The organism is Pseudomonas sp. LBUM1640 (genome assembly GCF_059716225.1).
Map to the genome: position 1 here is coordinate 41,489 of NZ_CP166816.1, position 18,211 is coordinate 59,699.

20 protein-coding genes are annotated in these 18,211 nt (G+C 60.5%); 14 read left to right on the plus strand and 6 right to left on the minus strand.

Annotation, left to right across the window (positions count from 1 at the left end; genetic code table 11):
• The first annotated feature begins 75 nt into the window (after nt 1-75).
• On the plus strand, nt 76-972 hold the full coding sequence (locus ACA065_RS00190) for a LysR family transcriptional regulator (RefSeq protein ID WP_497692820.1): 897 nt from the start codon (nt 76-78) through the stop codon (nt 970-972).
• Between the two features lie 8 nt (nt 973-980).
• Here the strand turns inward: ACA065_RS00190 and ACA065_RS00195 are convergent, their stop codons facing one another.
• On the minus strand, nt 981-1,307 hold the full coding sequence (locus ACA065_RS00195) for an ElaB/YgaM/YqjD family protein (protein WP_003170746.1): 327 nt from the start codon (nt 1,305-1,307) through the stop codon (nt 981-983).
• A 156-nt stretch (nt 1,308-1,463) separates the two neighbouring features.
• Here ACA065_RS00195 and ACA065_RS00200 point away from each other — a divergent pair, with 156 nt between their 5' ends.
• Together ACA065_RS00200 and ACA065_RS00205 are read left to right on the plus strand one after the other, a co-directional pair.
• Nucleotides 1,464-1,679: a dodecin gene (locus ACA065_RS00200; protein WP_078739963.1), complete on the plus strand. Its 216-nt coding sequence runs from the start codon at nt 1,464-1,466 to the stop codon at nt 1,677-1,679.
• A 113-nt stretch (nt 1,680-1,792) separates the two neighbouring features.
• Nucleotides 1,793-2,017, plus strand: coding sequence for a DUF1161 domain-containing protein (locus ACA065_RS00205; RefSeq protein WP_497692821.1), 225 nt, complete (start codon nt 1,793-1,795; stop codon nt 2,015-2,017).
• 71 nt (nt 2,018-2,088) lie between these two features.
• Here ACA065_RS00205 and ACA065_RS00210 read toward each other — a convergent pair whose 3' ends face one another.
• Nucleotides 2,089-3,090, minus strand: coding sequence for an LLM class flavin-dependent oxidoreductase (locus ACA065_RS00210; RefSeq protein WP_497692822.1), 1,002 nt, complete (start codon nt 3,088-3,090; stop codon nt 2,089-2,091).
• 217 nt (nt 3,091-3,307) lie between these two features.
• Here ACA065_RS00210 and ACA065_RS00215 point away from each other — a divergent pair, with 217 nt between their 5' ends.
• Nucleotides 3,308-3,739: an OsmC family protein gene (locus tag ACA065_RS00215; protein ID WP_024072591.1), complete on the plus strand. Its 432-nt coding sequence runs from the start codon at nt 3,308-3,310 to the stop codon at nt 3,737-3,739.
• A gap of 239 nt (nt 3,740-3,978) precedes the next feature.
• On the plus strand, nt 3,979-4,218 hold the full coding sequence (locus ACA065_RS00220; RefSeq protein ID WP_497692823.1) for a DUF1161 domain-containing protein: 240 nt from the start codon (nt 3,979-3,981) through the stop codon (nt 4,216-4,218).
• Here ACA065_RS00220 and ACA065_RS00225 read toward each other — a convergent pair whose 3' ends face one another.
• A complete protein-coding gene (locus tag ACA065_RS00225; protein WP_497692824.1) occupies nt 4,219-4,641 on the minus strand; it encodes a PA0061/PA0062 family lipoprotein in 423 nt (140 codons plus the stop codon).
• Nucleotides 4,642-4,782: 141 nt separating this feature from the next.
• Here ACA065_RS00225 and ACA065_RS00230 point away from each other — a divergent pair, with 141 nt between their 5' ends.
• Nucleotides 4,783-5,826 carry an aminopeptidase gene (locus ACA065_RS00230; protein WP_497692825.1) on the plus strand — a complete coding sequence of 348 codons (1,044 nt, stop codon included), beginning with the start codon at nt 4,783-4,785 and terminating at the stop codon, nt 5,824-5,826.
• Nucleotides 5,827-5,927: 101 nt separating this feature from the next.
• On the opposite strand, the gene ACA065_RS00235 is transcribed toward ACA065_RS00230, so the two are convergent.
• Together ACA065_RS00235 and ACA065_RS00240 are read right to left on the minus strand one after the other, a co-directional pair.
• Nucleotides 5,928-6,587, minus strand: a complete 660-nt coding sequence (locus tag ACA065_RS00235) for an HAD family hydrolase (protein WP_497692826.1) — start codon at nt 6,585-6,587, stop codon at nt 5,928-5,930.
• Nucleotides 6,584-7,126 carry a gamma carbonic anhydrase family protein gene (locus ACA065_RS00240; protein ID WP_497692827.1) on the minus strand — a complete coding sequence of 181 codons (543 nt, stop codon included), beginning with the start codon at nt 7,124-7,126 and terminating at the stop codon, nt 6,584-6,586. Before ACA065_RS00240 ends, ACA065_RS00235 begins: the two co-directional genes overlap by 4 nt.
• Nucleotides 7,127-7,180: 54 nt before the next feature.
• Between ACA065_RS00240 and prlC the strand changes: the two genes are divergently transcribed.
• Nucleotides 7,181-9,280 carry an oligopeptidase A gene (gene prlC / locus ACA065_RS00245; protein WP_497692828.1) on the plus strand — a complete coding sequence of 700 codons (2,100 nt, stop codon included), beginning with the start codon at nt 7,181-7,183 and terminating at the stop codon, nt 9,278-9,280.
• Entirely contained in the window at nt 9,277-9,552 is a 276-nt protein-coding gene (locus ACA065_RS00250; protein ID WP_017528719.1) for a YheV family putative zinc ribbon protein, read from the plus strand. Before prlC ends, ACA065_RS00250 begins: the two co-directional genes overlap by 4 nt.
• 132 nt (nt 9,553-9,684) lie before the next feature.
• On the opposite strand, the gene ACA065_RS00255 is transcribed toward ACA065_RS00250, so the two are convergent.
• The gene (locus tag ACA065_RS00255) at nt 9,685-10,341 is read right to left on the minus strand and encodes a dual specificity protein phosphatase family protein (RefSeq protein WP_497692829.1); all 657 of its coding nucleotides are present in this window, start codon (nt 10,339-10,341) and stop codon (nt 9,685-9,687) included.
• A gap of 273 nt (nt 10,342-10,614) precedes the next feature.
• Here ACA065_RS00255 and ACA065_RS00260 point away from each other — a divergent pair, with 273 nt between their 5' ends.
• The 6 genes from ACA065_RS00260 (at nt 10,615) to ACA065_RS00285 (ending at nt 18,200) form a co-directional block, all read left to right on the plus strand.
• Nucleotides 10,615-11,367, plus strand: coding sequence for a gluconate 2-dehydrogenase subunit 3 family protein (locus ACA065_RS00260; protein ID WP_497692830.1), 753 nt, complete (start codon nt 10,615-10,617; stop codon nt 11,365-11,367).
• A gap of 2 nt (nt 11,368-11,369) precedes the next feature.
• Nucleotides 11,370-13,154 (plus strand): GMC family oxidoreductase, encoded by a 1,785-nt coding sequence (locus tag ACA065_RS00265; protein ID WP_497692831.1) that lies wholly within the window; start codon nt 11,370-11,372, stop codon nt 13,152-13,154.
• A gap of 12 nt (nt 13,155-13,166) precedes the next feature.
• Complete coding sequence (locus ACA065_RS00270) at nt 13,167-14,465, plus strand: c-type cytochrome (RefSeq protein ID WP_497692832.1); 1,299 nt, start codon at nt 13,167-13,169, stop codon at nt 14,463-14,465.
• 82 nt (nt 14,466-14,547) lie between these two features.
• A complete protein-coding gene (locus tag ACA065_RS00275; RefSeq protein WP_497692833.1) occupies nt 14,548-15,606 on the plus strand; it encodes a PA0069 family radical SAM protein in 1,059 nt (352 codons plus the stop codon).
• Nucleotides 15,607-15,835: 229 nt separating this feature from the next.
• A complete protein-coding gene (locus ACA065_RS00280; protein WP_497692834.1) occupies nt 15,836-16,567 on the plus strand; it encodes a carbonic anhydrase in 732 nt (243 codons plus the stop codon).
• Between the two features lie 85 nt (nt 16,568-16,652).
• A complete protein-coding gene (locus tag ACA065_RS00285; protein WP_497692835.1) occupies nt 16,653-18,200 on the plus strand; it encodes a SulP family inorganic anion transporter in 1,548 nt (515 codons plus the stop codon).
• The last annotated feature ends 11 nt before the right edge of the window (nt 18,201-18,211 follow it).

Sequence of the window (18,211 nt, forward strand, 5' to 3'; positions counted from 1 at the left end):
TGACGGCCACTCTACCCCTGACACGCTACGCTGAAAACCGATAAGATCGCTGTAACCTGTCAGGAAAACTCACAGATGAGCCGAGACCTTCCACCCCTCAATGCCCTGCGCGCGTTTGAAGCCACCGCGCGGCTCAACAGCGTGAGCCAGGCTGCCGAGCAACTCCATGTAACCCACGGCGCCGTCAGCCGCCAGTTGAAGGTGCTTGAAGAGCATTTAGGTGTCAGCCTGTTCGCCAAGGATGGGCGCGGCCTTAAACTCACAGATGCGGGCATTCGCCTACGCGATGCAAGTGCTGAAGCCTTCGAACGCTTAAGGGATGTATGCGCTGAACTGACCCAGGCCAGCGCCGATGCGCCCTTTGTGCTGGGTTGCTCGGGCAGTTTGCTGGCGCGTTGGTTGATCCCGCGTCTGGGTCGCCTGAACGCCGACCTGCCGGACTTGCGTCTGCACCTGTCGGCGGGTGACGGCGACCTCGACCCTCGGCGCCCCGGCCTCGATGCCCTGCTGGTGTTCGCCGAGCCGCCGTGGCCCGCGGACATGCAGGTGTACACGCTTGCCAGCGAACGCATCGGCCCGGTGATGAGCCCGCGCTTCGCCGGTTACGAGCGTCTGCGCCAAGCCCCGCCGCAAGCCCTGTGTGGCGAAGCCCTGTTGCACACCACCTCGCGCCCGCAAGCCTGGCCCAGTTGGGCACAGCAACACGACATCGCGCCGGGCGCGTTGAAGCACGGCCAAGGGTTTGAGCATTTGTATTATTTGCTGGAAGCGGCCGTTGCCGGTTTGGGAGTGGCAATTGCGCCTGAACCGCTGGTGGCAGAGGACCTGCGAGCGGGTCGCCTGGTGGCGCCGTGGGGTTTCAGTGAAACCCCGGCGCACCTGGCGTTGTGGCTACCCAAGCGCGCCGCAGACGGGCGTGCCGGTCAGCTGGCGCAGTGGCTCAAGGCAGAGCTGTTGCGCCAGCCGGTGTAGCCGGTCAATCAGTCACCGCGTTTGCACAGCAGGTAGGCTGCCAGCAGGCCCAGCGCGCCAACGGCGACGCCGGCGGTAGTCCATGGGTGCTCTTGTGCGTAGTCCCGGGTTGCAACACCGGTTTCGCGGATTTTGACTTTGCTTTCTTCGTAGGCATCGCTGATCAGATGACGGGAGTGCTTGAGGGCATTCTCGGCATTGCTTTTCAGGGCCTTCAGCGTTTTGCGCGACTCGTCGGACGCATCGTCCTTGAGGCTCTCAAGGGACTTGAGCAGGCTCGAAATCTCGGCTTCCATGCTTTCCAGCGACGCTTTGCGTAAAGAAGTGTTGGCCATGTGGACATCTCCTGAAGTGATTGAGTGGCATGTGTAGATACCGACTCCAGCGTTTTCAGAAAGTGCAGTAAATCTGAACTTTCGGGTAGGAATGGTCGCCAGAAGCAGTACGAACATTGACTGCTACGCTGACTAGAGACCTCAGGAGAAAACGCTATGTCTGATCATCACACGTACAAGAAAGTCGAACTGGTCGGTTCTTCGACCACCAGCATCGAAGATGCCATCAACAACGCAATCGCTGAAGCAAACAAGAGCATCAAGCACTTGGAGTGGTTCGAGGTGACTGAAACCCGTGGTCATATCAAGGACGGCAAGGCCGCGCACTTCCAGGTCACGCTGAAGGTGGGATTCCGAATTGCCAGTAGTTGATCACGCTGGTTGAACTTGCTGACTGGCCGATTGCCATAACCTGCGCTACAACCTTGGGGTGCCGACGCGATGCGTCGGCACGCTCTTTTTGATCAGCGCAAGGAAAGTATCGGATGAAGAAGCTTCTGTTAGCGGTAGGTTTGTTGAGCATTGCGGGGACGGCAATGGCGGCGGGCAAACCTTGTGATGAGCTGAAAAGCGAAATCGCGGCAAAAATCGACGCCAAAGGGGCCTCGGGTTATTCACTGGAAGTAGTGGATAAAGGCGCCTCTACCGACGCTAAAGTGGTCGGCAGCTGCGAAGGCGGCACCAAGGAAATTGTCTACAAGCGCGGTTAACCCCGTGTTCCAGACATAAAAAACCGACGCGAGTGCGTCGGTTTTTTTTCGCCTGTGGGTCCTGTGGGGTATTAGCCCTTCATCAACTGCGCCAGCAGCTCGTAGGAATGTATCCGGTCAGCATGCTCGTAAAGGTCGCAGGTAAAGATCAGCTCATCGGCGCCGGTCTGCTCGATCAGCACCTCCAATTTAGCGCGGATCTTCGCCGGGCTGCCAACCATCGCCAAGCCGAGGAAGCTACCGACCGCGTCTTTCTCATGGGGCAGCCATAGGCCGTCCATGGTCTTGACCGGCGGGCGCTGCACCAGGCTTTGCCCGCGCATCAGTGCCAGGATGCGTTGGTATACGGAAGTTGCCAGGTAATCGGCCTGCTCGTCGGTATCGGCAGCCACCAGCGGAATGCCGAGCATCACGTAGGGTTTGTCCAATACGGCTGAAGGCTTGAAGTGGTTGCGGTACACGCGAATCGCTTCATGCATCAGGCGCGGTGCGAAATGTGAGGCAAAGGCGTAGGGCAAACCCCTCTCTCCCGCAAGCTGCGCGCTGAAAAGGCTGGAACCCAGCAGCCACACCGGCACGTTGGTGCCGGTGCCTGGCACAGCGATCACCCGCTGGTCGGGTGTGCGTGGGCCGAGGTAGGCGATCAGTTCGGCCACGTCTTCGGGGAAGTCATCGGCACTGCCCGAGCGTTCACGACGCAGGGCGCGGGCGGTCATCTGGTCGGAACCAGGCGCGCGGCCCAGGCCCAGGTCGATACGGCCGGGGTACAGGCTTTCCAGGGTGCCGAACTGTTCGGCGATCACCAAGGGCGCGTGGTTGGGCAACATGACGCCGCCGGAGCCGACGCGAATGGTCGAGGTGCCGCCCGCCAGATAGCCCAGCAACACCGAAGTGGCCGAACTGGCGATACCGTCCATGTTGTGGTGTTCGGCCACCCAGAAACGGTTGTAGCCAAACTTTTCCACGTGCTGGGCCAGGTCCAGCGAATTGCGCAGCGACTGCGCCGGGCTGCCATTGGCGCGCACGGGCACCAGGTCCAGGGTCGAGAACTTCACGTCGGTCAGCGATTTCATAAGCCTGCTTCTCCAATAGGTGCGCAGGCTCATAGTCGAACCAAAACCTGCCGCTTCATGTGCATGTTCTATGCAATGAGGGCATATACCCGAGATTCAATAGCGGCTAATGAAATTTCCTACTAGATCGCTAGGTTTCTCCGACAAGATGAACTTTGCCAGAGCTTCTATCCTCAGAACCCTTACTGAAGCAAAACCACCGTTCGAGGAGACCGCTATGAGTATCGTTAAAAAAGCATCCGCGCATTGGGAAGGTGATCTGAAAACAGGCCTGGGTTCCATTTCCACGGAAACCGGCGTGCTGCGCGAAGCGCCCTACGGCTTCAAGGCCCGTTTCGAGGGCGGCAAGGGCACAAACCCTGAGGAATTGATTGGTGCGGCCCACGCCGGCTGTTTCTCGATGGCGTTTTCCATGATTCTGGGCGACGCGGGCCTCAAGGCTGACAGCATCGACACCCAGGCTGAAGTGACGCTGGACCAGGTTGAAGGCGGCTTCGCGATTACCGCCGTGCATCTGGTTCTGAAAGCCAAGATTCCAGGCGCGAGCCAGGCACAGTTCGACGAACTGAGCAAAAAGGCCAAGGAAGGCTGCCCGGTCTCCAAGGTACTGAACGCGAAAATCAGCTTGGATGCCACGCTGGTTAACTGATACAGCACCTTCCAATGTGGGAGCGGGCTTGTGTGGGAGCTGGGCTTGCCCGCGATAGGTACACCTCGGTTTTTCAGTTGCACCGAGGCGCTGCCATCGCAGGCAAGCCAGCTCCCACACAAGCCCGCTCCCACATTTAGTTCTGCGTTAAATCAGAACTCGCGTTTCCAAACTGTGGTCGAATAGCCTATGCAGCCTAGGCGCACACCCGTGCGCAGTGCATTCAGGGAGCTACACACATGAAACGTTTTGCCTTGGCGATCATCTGCGGTGTTTTGGCCACTTCGGCCGTGGCCGCGCCAAAAGATTGTGAAGAGCTCAGGAAAGAGATCGAGGTCAAGATCCAGGCTAACGCCGTTCCGTCCTACACCCTTGAAGTCGTCAGTAAGGAAGAAGGCGACAAGCACGACGAGGCCATGCGTGTAGGTACTTGCGATAACGGGACCAAAACAATCATCTATCAGAAGAACAACGACTGATCAGATGCAGTTCACGCTGCGTTCCTCCGCCAACAATTGCCGCGCGGCGTTGTAGAGCCGGATGTTGGGCGTGAAGGCCAGCGAGCGGCCTTCCAGTACATAGCGTTGGCCCGCCTGGAAGTTGTCGTACTGCAAGGTCATGAAGCAGGTCCGGTCCTGGGTCTGCGACAACCCGCCCAAACCGCCGCCGGTCGGCACTTCGAAATCAAAGCGCACCATCAGTTCGTGACTGCCCGGCGGGACCTGGAAGTAGCGTCCGTCGTTGAGGTTTTTACCATCCAGACGTTGCGCCATCACCAGTTTGGCCCCCGGTGTGGGGGTGGTGAAATCGACCCAGGCCTGATGCGGGTCGGCCGGCGGTATCGGCGTCGTAGTACAGGCGCTGAGAAACAGGGCGGTGACGGGTAGCAAGAGCTGACGCATGGCGGGCACTCAACGGTAAGAAGAAGTTGAGCCTGGCGCCGATGGCAGCAGACTCGCCATGAGTATAAACATGCTGGGCATGGAAAAATTCCGCGCAGGCAGGATAGTCTGGCGAGCCAATCACCCAGGAGCAGTCGGAGCATGTTGAGGCGTTTTCTTCCAGGGTTAATGGTTGTGCTGCTCAGCGGCTGTTCCAGTGTCAGTTATTACAGCCAGTTGGCCAGCGGCCAGTGGCAATTGTTGCGGGCGCGCGAGCCGGTTTCTGAGGTTATCGCCGACCCTTCCCGCCCACAGGTGTTGCGCGATCACTTGGTGCAAGCGCAGAAGGCGCGCGCCTTTGCCAGTGAGCACCTGCACTTGCCCGACAACCAGAGTTACCGCTTGTATGCGGACATTGGCCGGCCCTACGTCGTTTGGAACGTCTTCGCTACGACGGAGTTTTCCCTCTCACCCCAAACCCATTGCTTCCCGATTGCCGGATGCGTCGCTTATCGCGGTTACTACAACCAAGGCGCAGCGCGCGGCGAGGCGGCGTTGTTGCAGCAAAAAGGCATGGACGTGTCGATTGGCGGCGTCGAGGCTTACTCCACCCTGGGCTGGTTCAACGACCCGATCATGAGTTCGATGATGAGTTGGGGCGACGAGCGCCTGGCCACGCTGATCTTTCATGAGTTGGCACACCAGCGTTTTTATGTGAAGGACGACACCGAGTTCAACGAGTCGTATGCCAACTTCGTCGAGCAGGAAGGCACTCGCCAATGGCGTGCGGCGCGTGGCTTGGCGCCGGTCAGTAATGCGGCGTTGCAGCAACGTGATCAGTTTATCCGGCTGGTCTTGGATACCCGCAAACGCCTGGAAGTGCTTTACGCGCAGCCGTTGGCGGTTGATGTGCTGCGGCGGGCCAAGGCGGCGGAATTTGAGCGTTTGCGTAGCGAGTATCGGCACATGCGCGACAGCCAATGGGGTGGGGATAAACGTTACGACGTGTGGATCAACCAGCCGATGAACAATGCGCGCTTGTTGCCGTTTGGGCTGTATGACCAATGGGTGCCGGCGTTTGCGGCGTTGTTTGCGCAGGAAGGTGGGGATTGGGTGAAGTTCTTTGCGGCGGTGGAGCGGTTGGGTGGGTTGCCGGTGGCGCAGCGTAAGGCGGCGTTGAGGCAGTTGGAGGGTGTTGGCCGTTAGGGCCTCTTCGCAGGCAAGCCAGCTCCCACATTTTGATCGGTGTACGCCGATCCAATGTGGGAGCTGGCTCGTCGGGTCGCCGCATCGCTGCGATAGCGATCTCAAGCGCGCTGCGAAAACGCCTGATGCATCTCATCCAACGTCTCAAAATGCCAAGTCGGCGCCTCTGCACTCAACTCTTCAAAACTGCCAAACCCATACCCCACCGCCGCCGAGTCCAGCCCATTGCTGCGGGCGCCGATCAGGTCATGCTTGCGATCGCCGATCATCAAGGTGGTCGCCGGGTCCAGGCCCTCTTCGCTCATCAAGTGCGCAATCAACTCAACCTTGTTGGTGCGCGTGCCATCCAGCTCGCTGCCATAGATCACCTTGAAGTGCTTGGCAAAATCGAAATGCCGGGCAATCTCTTGGGCAAACACCCATGGCTTGGAGGTGGCCACATACAGCTGGCGGCCCTGGCCGTTCAGCGCTTCGAGCAGCGGCATCACGCCCTCAAACACGCGGTTTTCGTACAGCCCGGTGACCTTGAAGCGCTCGCGGTAGAAATTCACTGCTTCCCACGCCTTGGCCTCGTCGAAGCGGTAGAACTGCATGAAGGCTTGCAGCAACGGCGGGCCGATGAAGTGTTCCAGCTTGGTCAGGTCCGGCTCATCGATGCCCAGCTTGCCGAGGGCGTACTGGATCGAGCGGGTGATGCCCTCACGCGGGTCGGTCAGGGTGCCATCCAGGTCGAACAGGACGGTTTGATAACGCTGGGTCATTGGTCGAATCCTTCAGCCAGGTGCAGGTCTTTGAGCTTCACGTAGTTCGCCGCGCTGTAGGTGAAAAAGGCACGCTCTTTGTCAGTCAGCGCGCGGATTTGTTTAACCGGGCTGCCCACGTACAAAAAGCCACTTTCAAGCTTCTTGCCCGGTGGCACCAGGCTGCCGGCGCCGATGATCACGTCGTCTTCCACCACAGCGCCGTCCATCACGATGCTGCCCATGCCGATCAGGATGCGGTTGCCGACGCTGCAGCCGTGCAGCATGACTTTGTGGGCGATGGTCACGTCGTCGCCGATCAGCAGCGCAAAACCATCAGGATTGAAGGGGCCTGCGTGGGTAATGTGCAGCACGCAGCCGTCCTGCACGCTGGTGCGCGCCCCGATGCGGATGCGGTGCATGTCGCCGCGAATCACCGTCAGCGGCCAAACCGAGCTGTCGGCGCCGATTTCGACATCGCCGATCACCACCGCCGAAATGTCGACAAACGCCCCGTTGCCCAGGGTTGGCGTGTGGTTCTGATAGGTGCGAAGGGTCACGATAGCCTCTCTCTCTTCTGCTGATAGCTGCGGTGGGCGTTGATTGTAATTAAGATGGCCCCATCTTTGTTCTTACATGTTTCTTCAGCCAAGGTGCCAACCGTGAGCGCGAACAACCCTCTTCTGCAGTCCTACGACCTGCCGCCGTTCTCGGCGATCCGTGCCGAGCACGTGCAGCCGGCCATTGAACAGATCCTCGCCGACAACCGTGTTGCCATCGAAGGCATCCTGCAAAGCCAGGGCAAAAACCCGACATGGGCCGGCATGGTGCTGGCCATGGACGAACTGAATGACCGCCTGGGCGCCGCCTGGAGCCCGGTCAGCCACTTGAATGCCGTGTGCAACAGCGCCGAACTGCGCGAAGCCTATGAGGCCTGCTTGCCGGCATTGAGCGCCTACTCCACTGAGATGGGCCAGAACCGCGCGCTGTTCCAGGCCTTTGAAGCCCTGGCCAACAGCCCGCAAGCGGCCGATTTCGACGTGGCGCAAAAAACTATCCTCGAGCACTCCCTGCGTGACTTCCGCCTGTCGGGTATCGATTTGCCGCCTGAGCAGCAAAAGCGCTACGCCGAAGTGCAGAGCAAGCTCTCCGAGCTGGGCAGCAAATTTTCCAATCAACTGTTGGACGCCACCCAAGCCTGGACCAAACATGTCACCGATGAGGCCACCCTCGCTGGCCTGACCGACTCGGCCAAGGCGCAAATGGCCGCCGCCGCGCAGGCCAAAGGCCTCGACGGCTGGCTGATCACCCTGGAATTCCCCAGCTACTACGCGGTGATGACCTACGCCCACGACCGCGCCCTGCGTGAAGAGGTCTACGCGGCCTACTGCACCCGCGCATCGGACCAAGGCCCGAATACCGGTAAGAATGATAACGGCCCGGTGATGGAACAGATCCTCGACCTGCGTCAGGAGCTGGCCAAACTGTTGGGCTACGCCTCGTTCTCCGAACTGAGCCTGGCCACCAAGATGGCCGAGTCCAGCGACCAGGTGCTGAGCTTCCTGCGCGACCTGGCCAAGCGCAGCAAACCGTTTGCCGCCCAGGACCTGCAACAGCTCAAGGCTTACGCTGCCGAACAAGGCTGCGCCGACCTGCAGAGCTGGGACAGCGGTTTCTACGGCGAAAAACTCCGTGAGCAACGTTACAGCGTGTCTCAGGAAGCCCTGCGCGCCTACTTTCCAATCGACAAAGTGCTGGGCGGCCTGTTTGCCATTGTGCAACGCCTGTACGGCATTGAGATCGCCGAGCAAAAAGGCTTTGACACCTGGCACCCGGATGTTCGCCTGTTTGAAATCAAGGAAAACGGCCAGCATGTCGGCCGCTTCTTCTTCGACTTGTACGCCCGCGCCAACAAGCGTGGCGGTGCCTGGATGGACGGCGCGCGCGACCGTCGTCGCACGGTCGACGGCGTGCTGCAAAGCCCGGTGGCCAACCTGGTATGCAACTTCGCCCCGGCCGACAGCGGCAAGCCTGCCCTGCTGACCCACGATGAAGTGACTACCCTGTTCCACGAATTCGGCCACGGCCTGCATCACCTGCTGACCCGCGTTGAGCATGCTGGCGTTTCCGGCATCAACGGCGTGGCCTGGGATGCGGTGGAACTGCCGAGCCAGTTCATGGAGAACTGGTGCTGGGAGCCGGAAGGCCTGGCGCTGATCTCCGGCCACTATGAAACCGGCGAGTCGCTGCCCCAGGACCTGCTTGAGAAAATGCTCGCGGCGAAAAACTTCCAGTCCGGCCTGATGATGGTGCGCCAGCTGGAATTCTCGCTGTTCGACTTCGAGCTGCACGCCACCCACGGCGATGGCCGCAGCGTGGCGCAAGTGCTGGAAGGCGTGCGCGATGAAGTCTCGGTGATGCGCCCACCGGCGTACAACCGCTTCCCTAACAGCTTTGCGCACATCTTTGCCGGCGGCTACGCGGCGGGTTACTACAGCTACAAATGGGCGGAAGTGTTGTCGGCGGATGCCTTCTCCAAGTTCGAAGAAGACGGCGTGCTTAATGCCGAGACCGGCCGCGCATTCCGCGAAGCCATCCTGGCTCGTGGCGGTTCCCAGGAACCGATGGTGCTGTTCGTCGACTTCCGCGGACGTGCGCCGTCGATTGACGCACTCTTGCGCCACAGCGGCCTGAGTGAGGACGCGGCAGCATGAGCGAAGGGCCTGTGATCACCAAAAAGCAATTTATCGCCGGGGCGGTTTGCCCGGCGTGCAGCGAGCCGGACAAGTTGAAGATGTGGACCGAAGACAGCGTGCCGCACCGCGAATGTGTAGCCTGCGGTTATACCGACACGTTGAATGACCAAGGTCTGTCGGTGCCCAAGGAATTGGGCACGCGGGTCAATACCTCGGCGCTGAAAGCGCCGGCGGACCCGAAAGTGCAGGCGGTGCAGTTTTTCCCCAATCCCAAGCTGAAAAAAGACTGAGGCCCACACCCCAGTTCTGTGGGGGCGCGCATTCTGTGGGAGCTGGCTTGCCTGCGATAGCATCAACGCGGTGCAACTGATACACCGCGGTGCCTGCATCGCGGGCAAGCCGGGCTCCCACAGGAGGGCGCGCTACCGTGGCTTCGGGTCTTTACCCGTTGTCGTGATCCAATCCTGCATCGAACACAGCGCAAACGCGCTGGTGCTGCAATCGCCATTCGCCAACGCTTTACGCAATTTGTCGACATCGGCCCTCATCATGTAGCGAACGCCGTCCCTGAAGCCGTTACTGGTGCCGAAACCGCCCAAGGTCATCTCGTTCAGCGCGTCCTCCTTGCTCCACCCCTGGATCACCACGCGGTACATCGCTGCCATCAGGCCGGTGCGGTCGGAGCCGTGTTTGCAGTGCATCAACACCGGACCGTTCGCCTCCGCTTCCTGAATCGCTCTTAGTGCTGCCAGCACGTCGGAATCGTCGACGTGGTTGGTGCGATAAGTCAGCTGTACCTGTTTGATATCAGATGTCTTCAACCACGCCGCATCAGATTCCGGCAGGAAGTTGATCACCGTACCGATCTTGAGATTTTCCAACACAGGCACCGCACTGCTGTCGGGCAGTGCGCTGCGATACAGCGTGGGCGTCATCTGGTGCAGGTTGAATTGGTCGCCTACAGGCTGGGCCCATTCCGGCGAGCGCAACGATGAGGCGCCTTCGGCTTGCGCGTGAGCGGTGGTGAACAGGGCCAGGAACGCCATGCCGAGGGCAGGCAGCAATCGAATCTCGAACATGCGTTGGTGACCGAATAGGGAGTTGGCTGATGGGTCAAAGATTCGCCCGCCGGGAGTCAACGCCGCGTGAGGTGCTCGTCAAAGGATCGTGAATACCTGGCTGATCCGGTGTTTTTATCGCTGAATCGGTTCTTCTCAATTCTTAGCCTGCTATCATTTGTAACTATTGTTTGCCAGGGTGTTCTATTCCTTTGGATCCAATTTCTTCGGCAAGCCTTCACGCTGCTCCCAGAAGCGGCTGATAAACCCGTGACCACATGATGAGGTGCACCCATGTCTGATCAAGATCAAGACAACCCGCGGCGTGACTTTTTGCGCAAATCCTTGACCTTGATCCCGGTGGTCACGGTTGCCAGCACCGGCTTTGGTGGCTCGATGCTGATGGCCACGCCGGAACCGGCCCAGGCCGCCGAGGCTAAGCCGTCCGTCAGCGACAAGGCCTACGAGCCGAGCTACTTCAGCGCCGAAGAGTGGGCGTTCATCAACGCCGCCGTCGCACGCTTGATTCCCGCTGACGCCCAAGGCCCTGGCGCCCTGGAAGCCGGCGCGCCGGAATACATCGACCGCCAGATGAACACGCCGTATGCCGCCGGCGCACTGTGGTTCATGCAAGGCCCGTTCAACGCCGATGCGCCATCAGAGATGGGCTGGCAGAGCAAACTGGTGCCCAAGGACATTTATCGCCTGGGCATTGCCGCCACGGATGCTTGGTCGAAGGCGTTCAATGGCAAAGCTTTTGCCGCGCAAGACAGCGCTACCCAGGAGGATATGTTGCGGCGCATGGAGGCTGGCGGCAGCGAAATGACTGCGCATTTCGAGGCGGTGCCGGCGAAGATGTTTTTCAACCTGTTGCTGCAAAACACCAAGGAAGGCTTCTTCTGCGACCCGATCCACGGTGGCAACAAAGGCATGGTCGGCTGGACCATGATCGGCTTCCCCGGCGCCCGCGCCGACTTTATGGATTGGGTGGAACGCAACGAGCAATACCCCTTCCCGGCTGTTTCCATTCGCGGCGAGAGGGCATAAACGTGGCGACCATCATGAAGAAAGTGGATGCGGTGATCGTCGGTTTCGGTTGGACCGGCGCGATCATGGCCAAGGAGCTGACGGAAGCTGGCCTCAACGTGGTAGCGCTGGAGCGCGGCCCGATGCAGGACACTTATCCGGACGGCAACTATCCCCAGGTCATCGACGAACTGACCTACAGCGTGCGTAAAAAACTCTTTCAGGACATCTCCAAAGAGACCGTGACCATTCGCCATAGCGTGAATGACGTCGCCCTGCCCAACCGCCAGCTGGGTGCGTTTCTACCGGGCAATGGCGTGGGTGGTGCGGGCCTGCACTGGTCGGGCGTGCACTTTCGTGTCGACCCAATCGAGCTGCGCATGCGCAGCCATTACGAAGAGCGCTACGGCAAGAACTTCATCCCCAAGGACATGACCATCCAGGACTTCGGTGTGAGCTACGAAGAGCTGGAGCCGTTTTTCGACTATGCGGAAAAAGTCTTCGGCACCTCCGGCCAAGCCTGGACCGTAAAAGGTCAGTTGGTGGGCGAAGGCCGTGGCGGCAACCCGTATGCGCCGGATCGCTCCAACCCGTTCCCGTTGGAATCGCAGAAAAACACCGTCTCCGCACAGCTGTTTCAGAAAGCGGCTGCCGAGGTTGGTTACAAACCCTACAACCTGCCGTCGGCCAATACCTCGGGGCCGTACACCAACCCGTACGGCGCGCAGATGGGCCCGTGCAACTTCTGCGGTTTCTGCAGCGGCTACGTGTGCTACATGTACTCCAAGGCCTCGCCGAACGTGAACATCCTGCCGGCGTTGCGCCAGGTGCCGAACTTTGAGTTGCGGGCCAATTCCCACGTACTCAAGGTCAACCTCGACAGCACCAAGAGCAAAGCCACCGGCGTGACCTATATCGACGGCCAGGGTCGCGAATGCGAACAGCCGGCAGACCTGGTGATCATCGGCTCCTTCCAGTTCAACAATGTGCGTTTGATGCTGCTGTCGGGCATTGGCAAGCCCTACGACCCGATTACCAACGAGGGCGTGGTGGGCAGGAACTTCGCTTACCAGAACATGGGCACCATCAAAGCCTTCTTCGACAAGGAGACCCACACCAACAACTTCATCGGTGCGGGCGGCAATGGCGTGGCCATCGACGACTTCAACGCGGACAACTTCGACCACGGGCCGCACGGCTTCGTGGGGGGTTCACCGATGTGGGTTAACCAGGCCGGCAGCCGGCCGATTGCCGGTACGTCCAACCCGCCGGGCACCCCGGCCTGGGGCAGTGCCTGGAAACGCGCCACCGCCGATTACTACACCCACCAGGTGTCGATGGACTCTCACGGTGCGCATCAATCCTACCGGGCCAACTACCTGGACCTGGACCCTGTGTACCGCGATGCCTACGGCCTGCCATTGCTGCGGATGACGTTTGACTGGCAGGAAAACGACATCAAGATGAACCGCTTCATGATGGAGAAGATGGGCAAGGTCGCCGAAGCGATGAACCCCAAGGCCATTGCTGTGTTGGGCAAAAAGGTCGGTGAGCACTTCAACACAGCGGCCTACCAGACCACCCACCTCAACGGTGGCGCGATCATGGGCACTGACCCGAAAACCAGTGCGTTGAACCGTTACCTGCAATCCTGGGATGTACACAACGTGTTTGTCCCGGGCGCATCGGCTTTCCCACAAGGCTTGGGCTACAACCCTACCGGGCTGGTGGCGGCGTTGACCTATTGGTCGGCGCGGGCGATCCGCGAGCAGTACCTGAAAAACCCCGGCCCACTGGTTCAGGCATAAGGAGCGATGACCATGAAAGCACTCGTTATCGCCTCCTTGGCGCTCTTCAGCAACTGCTCGGTGAGCGCCGCTGAAACCGACCTGATCAAGCAAGGCGAATACCTGGCTCGCGGCGGTGACTGCGTGGCCTGCCACACCGCCAAGGGTGGCAAACCCTTTGCTGGCGGCTTGCCGATGGAAACGCCGATCGGCGTGATTTACTCCACCAACATCACCCCGGACAAGACTGGCCTGGGCGACTACAGCTTCGAAGACTTCGACAAGGCCGTGCGCCATGGCGTCGCCAAGAACGGTAGTACGCTTTACCCGGCGATGCCCTACCCGTCTTACGCGCGTGTCAGCGACAGCGACATGCAGGCGTTGTACGCCTACTTCATGAAGGGTGTAGAGCCGGTCGCGCAAGCGAACAAGGACAGCGACATTCCTTGGCCCCTGAGCATGCGCTGGCCGTTGGCAGCATGGCGTTGGATGTTTGCGCCGACGGTCGAGGAGCATCCGGCACAAGCGGCTGCCGACCCGGTGATCAGCCGGGGCGCCTATCTGGTTGAAGGCCTCGGCCACTGTGGCGCGTGCCACACACCGCGCGCGCTGACCATGCAGGAAAAAGCCCTGAGTGCCACCGACGGCAACGCCTTCCTGTCCGGCAGCGCGCCGTTGGAAGGCTGGATCGCGAAAAGCCTGCGGGGCGACCATAAGGACGGCCTCGGTAGCTGGAGCGAGGAGCAACTGGTGCAATTCCTCAAGACCGGCCGCAGTGATCGCAGCGCGGTGTTTGGCGGCATGAGCGATGTGGTGGTGCACAGCATGCAGTACATGTCGCAAGACGACTTGACCGCTATCGCCCGCTACCTCAAGAGCCTGCCGGCGGTGGATCCCAAGGATCAGCCGCACCAGTACGACAAACAGGTGGCCGAGGCGCTGTGGAAGGGTGATGACAGCAAGCCGGGCGCGTCGGTGTATATCGACAACTGCGCGGCATGCCACCGTACCGATGGCCATGGCTACACGCGGGTGTTCCCGGCGCTGGCGGGTAACCCGGTGTTGCAGACGGCAGATGCTACCTCGCTGATCAACATTGTGTTGAACGGCGGCACCTTGCCGGCCACCCACACGGCGCCGTCGACCTTTACCATGCCGGCGTTTGCTTGGCGGTTGTCGGACCAGGAAGTGGCGGATGTCGTCAGTTTTGTGCGTGGCAGCTGGGGCAATAAAGGTGCGCCGGTAAAAGCCAGCGACGTGGCGGGTATGCGCAAGAGTGATATGCGCACCACCTCGGGCGATGACCTGGGCCAAGTGACGCAAAAGCACTAATCCCGTCCTGGCCGCCAAACGGCACTGGTCATAAGGATGGCGCCCCTATACTGTATATAAAAACAGTATAGGGGCGTTTTTCATGTCTACACCTCTGCCGCCCCGTGGCCGGGGCACGGCCACCAATCTGCATAACCGTTTTGCGCCGACTGTCAGCGTGGCCGAGGACGACGGCTGGTTTCAGGAAGTGCCGCCGACCCAGAACACCGAAGTGCGTATCGAAACAGCCAAGAGCATCATCACTCGCAATAACTCGCCGGACCTACCGTTTGATCGCTCGATCAACCCCTATCGCGGCTGCGAGCACGGGTGCATCTACTGCTATGCGCGGCCCAGCCATGCCTATTGGGATATGTCGCCGGGGCTGGATTTCGAAACCAAGCTGATCGCCAAGACCAATGCTGCCGATGTGCTGGAACAACAGCTGTCGAAGCCGGGTTATATGTGTGCGCCGATCAACCTGGGCTCCAATACCGACCCGTACCAGCCCATCGAGCGCGAATACAGGATCACCCGGCAAACCCTCGAAGTGTTGCTGCGCTACCGCCACCCGGTGACCATCATCACCAAGGGCTCGCTGATTTTGCGCGACCTCGACCTGCTGACCGAGCTGGCCCGGCAGCGGCTGGTGGCGGTGATGATCAGCCTCACCAGCCTGGACGACGAGCTCAAGCGCATCCTGGAACCGCGTACGGCGGCGCCCAAGGCGCGTTTGCGGGCGATCCGGGTGATGCGTGAGGCCGGCATTCCGGTGGGCGTGCTGTGCTCGCCGATGATTCCGATGATCAACGACAGTGAACTCGAAAGCCTGCTGACCGAAGCCCACGCCGCCGGCGCGCAAAGTGCGGCCTACATGATGTTGCGCCTGCCGTTGGAGGTGGCGCCGTTGTTCGAGGAGTGGCTGGCGGCGCATTACCCGCAGCGCGCGGCCCATGTAATGAGCCTGGTGCGCCAGGTACGCGGCGGTGAGGTGTACGACAGCCGTTTCGGTGTGCGCATGCGTGGCGAGGGGCCGTTTGCCGATCTGTTGGCACAGCGCTTCAGCAAGGCGATCAAGCGCTTGGGGCTCAATCGTCGCGAAGGGTTTAATCTGGATTGCACCGCGTTTTGCCCACCGGGCAGGCAGATGGCTTTGTTGTAAACTGAAGGGGACAAAGCCTACGCTTGCGTAGGAATAGTCGCCTTTTGACATCACTGAAACCCGCGAGCTAGAGCGTTTCATTCAGTTTGAGTTAAGTTTCGGCGGTTACCTTGTTCAGCGAGTGACTGATGATTCGACGCGTTAGGTAGGTGGTGTTTACAACTATTCCACAGGCCGGGCGTCAGAACTGAGCTGAACCACTCCCCTGCATTAATCAAGAGGATGAATCATGAGTGACAAGGATAAACAGCCGTTGGCTGCGTCGGCTTCAGCCCCTCACGCGGCGGAGTCTGCCGATGCAGCGCTAAAGCACATCGTTGACGGCTTTTTGCATTTCCATCACGACGTCTTCCCGCAGCAGGAAGAGCTCTTCAAAAAGCTCGCCACGGCCCAGAGCCCACGGGCGATGTTCATTACCTGCGCCGATTCGCGCATCGTGCCGGAACTGATCACCCAAAGCTCCCCCGGCGATCTGTTCGTTACCCGTAACGTCGGCAACGTGGTGCCACCCTACGGCCAGATGAACGGCGGCGTTTCCACAGCCATCGAGTACGCGGTACTTGCCCTGGGCGTGCAGCACATCATCGTCTGCGGGCATTCCGATTGCGGCGCCATGCGCGCGGTGCTAAACCCTCAGAGCCTGGAAAAGATGCCGACAGTGCGGGCCTGGCTGCGGCATGCCGAAGTCGCCAAGTCCATGGTTGAGGACAACTGCGACTGCGCCAATGAAGGCGAAAGCATGAAGGTGCTGACCGAAGAAAACGTCATCGCCCAGTTGCAGCATTTGCGTACCCACCCTTCCGTGGCCTCGCGCATGGCCAATGGTCAGTTGTTTATCCATGGCTGGATCTACAACATCGAGACCAGCGAAATCCGCGCATACGATGCGGATCAGGCAGCGTTCCGACCGCTGAGCGGCGACGGGCCAATCCCTTGCGCGACGCCTAAAGCGCGCTTCTAAAACACTTCCCTGCCGGGTAATGCGGTGGCTGCCATGGATGCAGCCAGGCATTGCCGCGCCCGGCGAATGCCTCGGGAGAGTCATCATGCGTGCTGCTCAATTGAAAGCTGTGTTGCCACGGGAGCTGCTCGCGTCCGTGGTTGTGTTTCTGGTCGCCCTGCCCTTGTGTATGGGCATCGCGATTGCTTCCGGCATGCCGCCGGCCAAAGGGTTGCTCACCGGGATTATCGGTGGCCTGGTGGTGGGTTGGCTGGCGGGATCGCCGCTGCAAGTCAGCGGGCCCGCTGCTGGTTTGGCGGTGTTGGTGTTCGAGCTGGTCCGCCAGCACGGCATGATGATGCTGGGGCCGATCCTGTTGCTGGCGGGGTTCCTGCAACTGGTGGCCGGGCGCTTGCGCCTGGGCTGCTGGTTCCGTGTCACGGCGCCGGCGGTGGTGTACGGCATGCTGGCGGGGATCGGCGTGTTGATTGTGCTGTCCCAGGTGCATGTGATGCTTGACGGCGCACCCAAGCCTTCGGGGCTGGATAACCTGGCGGGCTTCCCGGCGGCGGTGATCGAAGCGATTCCGACCCTCGGTGGCGGCTTGGGTTGGCAGGCGGGTTTGCTCGGCCTGTCGACGATGCTGGTGATGTACCTGTGGGATAAGTTCCGCCCGCAAAAACTGCGTTTCGTGCCCGGTGCCCTGTTGGGTGTGGGCCTGGCAACCGTCACCAGCCTGGTGCTGGCGTTACAGGTCAAGCGTGTGGAAGTCCCGGAAAACCTGGCCGACGCCATCGACTGGCTGCGCCCCAGCGACCTGCTGAACCTGGCGGATCCGCAGCTGTTGATCGCCGCGTTCGCCGTGGCGTTTATCGCCAGCGCCGAGACCCTGCTGTCTGCTGCAGCGGTTGACCGCATGCACAGCGGCCAGCGTTCCGATTTCGATAAGGAATTGTCTGCTCAAGGCGTGGGCAACATGCTCTGCGGTTTGGTCGGCGCCCTGCCGATGACCGGCGTGATCGTACGCAGCTCGGCCAACGTGCAGGCTGGCGCCACCACGCGCTTGTCGGCGATGTTTCACGGTGTTTGGCTGCTGGGGTTCGTGTTGTTGCTGTCGAGCGTGCTGCAAAGCATTCCGGTAGCGAGCCTGGCAGGCGTGCTGGTGTACACCGGGATCAAGCTGGTGGATGTCAAAGCGTTCCGAGCACTGGGCCGCTATGGGCGGATGCCGATGTTTACCTATGCGGCGACGGCGTTGGCGATCATCTTTACCGACTTGCTGACCGGCGTACTGGTCGGTTTCGGGTTGACGCTGGTGAAGCTGGCCTTCAAGGCTTCGCGACTGAAAGTCAGCCTGATCGACCTGCCCCAGGACGGTGAGATGGAGTTGCGCCTGACCGGTGCGGCGACCTTCCTGAAGGTGCCGGCGCTGACCCAAGTGCTGTCGACGGTGCCTGCGGGGACCACGCTGCATGTGCCGCTGAGCAACCTGAGTTACATCGACCACTCCTGCCTGGAGTTGTTGGAAGAATGGGGCCGGGCCAATGCGGCCAAAGGCTCGAAGCTGGTGATCGAGGCGCGCGGGTTGAAGCGCCGGCTGGAAGGCCGGGTGCGCAAGACGGTGGGGATAGGTTCGGCGCCGTCTACCAACTGACGAAACTCAAT

What these genes read in the sequence shown, in the direction of transcription:
- ACA065_RS00230 (WP_497692825.1), top strand. Translation starts at nt 4,783, where the DNA reads ATGTTGAGGCGTTTTCTTCCAGGGTTAATGGTTGTGCTGCTCAGCGGC.
- ACA065_RS00205 (WP_497692821.1), top strand. Translation starts at nt 1,793, where the DNA reads ATGAAGAAGCTTCTGTTAGCGGTAGGTTTGTTGAGCATTGCGGGGACG.
- ACA065_RS00220 (WP_497692823.1), top strand. Translation starts at nt 3,979, where the DNA reads ATGAAACGTTTTGCCTTGGCGATCATCTGCGGTGTTTTGGCCACTTCG.
- ACA065_RS00250 (WP_017528719.1), top strand. Translation starts at nt 9,277, where the DNA reads ATGAGCGAAGGGCCTGTGATCACCAAAAAGCAATTTATCGCCGGGGCG.
- ACA065_RS00225 (WP_497692824.1), bottom strand. Translation starts at nt 4,641, where the DNA reads ATGCGTCAGCTCTTGCTACCCGTCACCGCCCTGTTTCTCAGCGCCTGT.
- ACA065_RS00210 (WP_497692822.1), bottom strand. Translation starts at nt 3,090, where the DNA reads ATGAAATCGCTGACCGACGTGAAGTTCTCGACCCTGGACCTGGTGCCC.
- ACA065_RS00190 (WP_497692820.1), top strand. Translation starts at nt 76, where the DNA reads ATGAGCCGAGACCTTCCACCCCTCAATGCCCTGCGCGCGTTTGAAGCC.
- ACA065_RS00285 (WP_497692835.1), top strand. Translation starts at nt 16,653, where the DNA reads ATGCGTGCTGCTCAATTGAAAGCTGTGTTGCCACGGGAGCTGCTCGCG.
- ACA065_RS00280 (WP_497692834.1), top strand. Translation starts at nt 15,836, where the DNA reads ATGAGTGACAAGGATAAACAGCCGTTGGCTGCGTCGGCTTCAGCCCCT.
- ACA065_RS00195 (WP_003170746.1), bottom strand. Translation starts at nt 1,307, where the DNA reads ATGGCCAACACTTCTTTACGCAAAGCGTCGCTGGAAAGCATGGAAGCC.
- ACA065_RS00215 (WP_024072591.1), top strand. Translation starts at nt 3,308, where the DNA reads ATGAGTATCGTTAAAAAAGCATCCGCGCATTGGGAAGGTGATCTGAAA.
- ACA065_RS00270 (WP_497692832.1), top strand. Translation starts at nt 13,167, where the DNA reads ATGAAAGCACTCGTTATCGCCTCCTTGGCGCTCTTCAGCAACTGCTCG.
- ACA065_RS00200 (WP_078739963.1), top strand. Translation starts at nt 1,464, where the DNA reads ATGTCTGATCATCACACGTACAAGAAAGTCGAACTGGTCGGTTCTTCG.
- ACA065_RS00235 (WP_497692826.1), bottom strand. Translation starts at nt 6,587, where the DNA reads ATGACCCAGCGTTATCAAACCGTCCTGTTCGACCTGGATGGCACCCTG.
- prlC (WP_497692828.1), top strand. Translation starts at nt 7,181, where the DNA reads ATGGCCCCATCTTTGTTCTTACATGTTTCTTCAGCCAAGGTGCCAACC.
- ACA065_RS00260 (WP_497692830.1), top strand. Translation starts at nt 10,615, where the DNA reads ATGTCTGATCAAGATCAAGACAACCCGCGGCGTGACTTTTTGCGCAAA.
- ACA065_RS00255 (WP_497692829.1), bottom strand. Translation starts at nt 10,341, where the DNA reads ATGTTCGAGATTCGATTGCTGCCTGCCCTCGGCATGGCGTTCCTGGCC.
- ACA065_RS00275 (WP_497692833.1), top strand. Translation starts at nt 14,548, where the DNA reads ATGTCTACACCTCTGCCGCCCCGTGGCCGGGGCACGGCCACCAATCTG.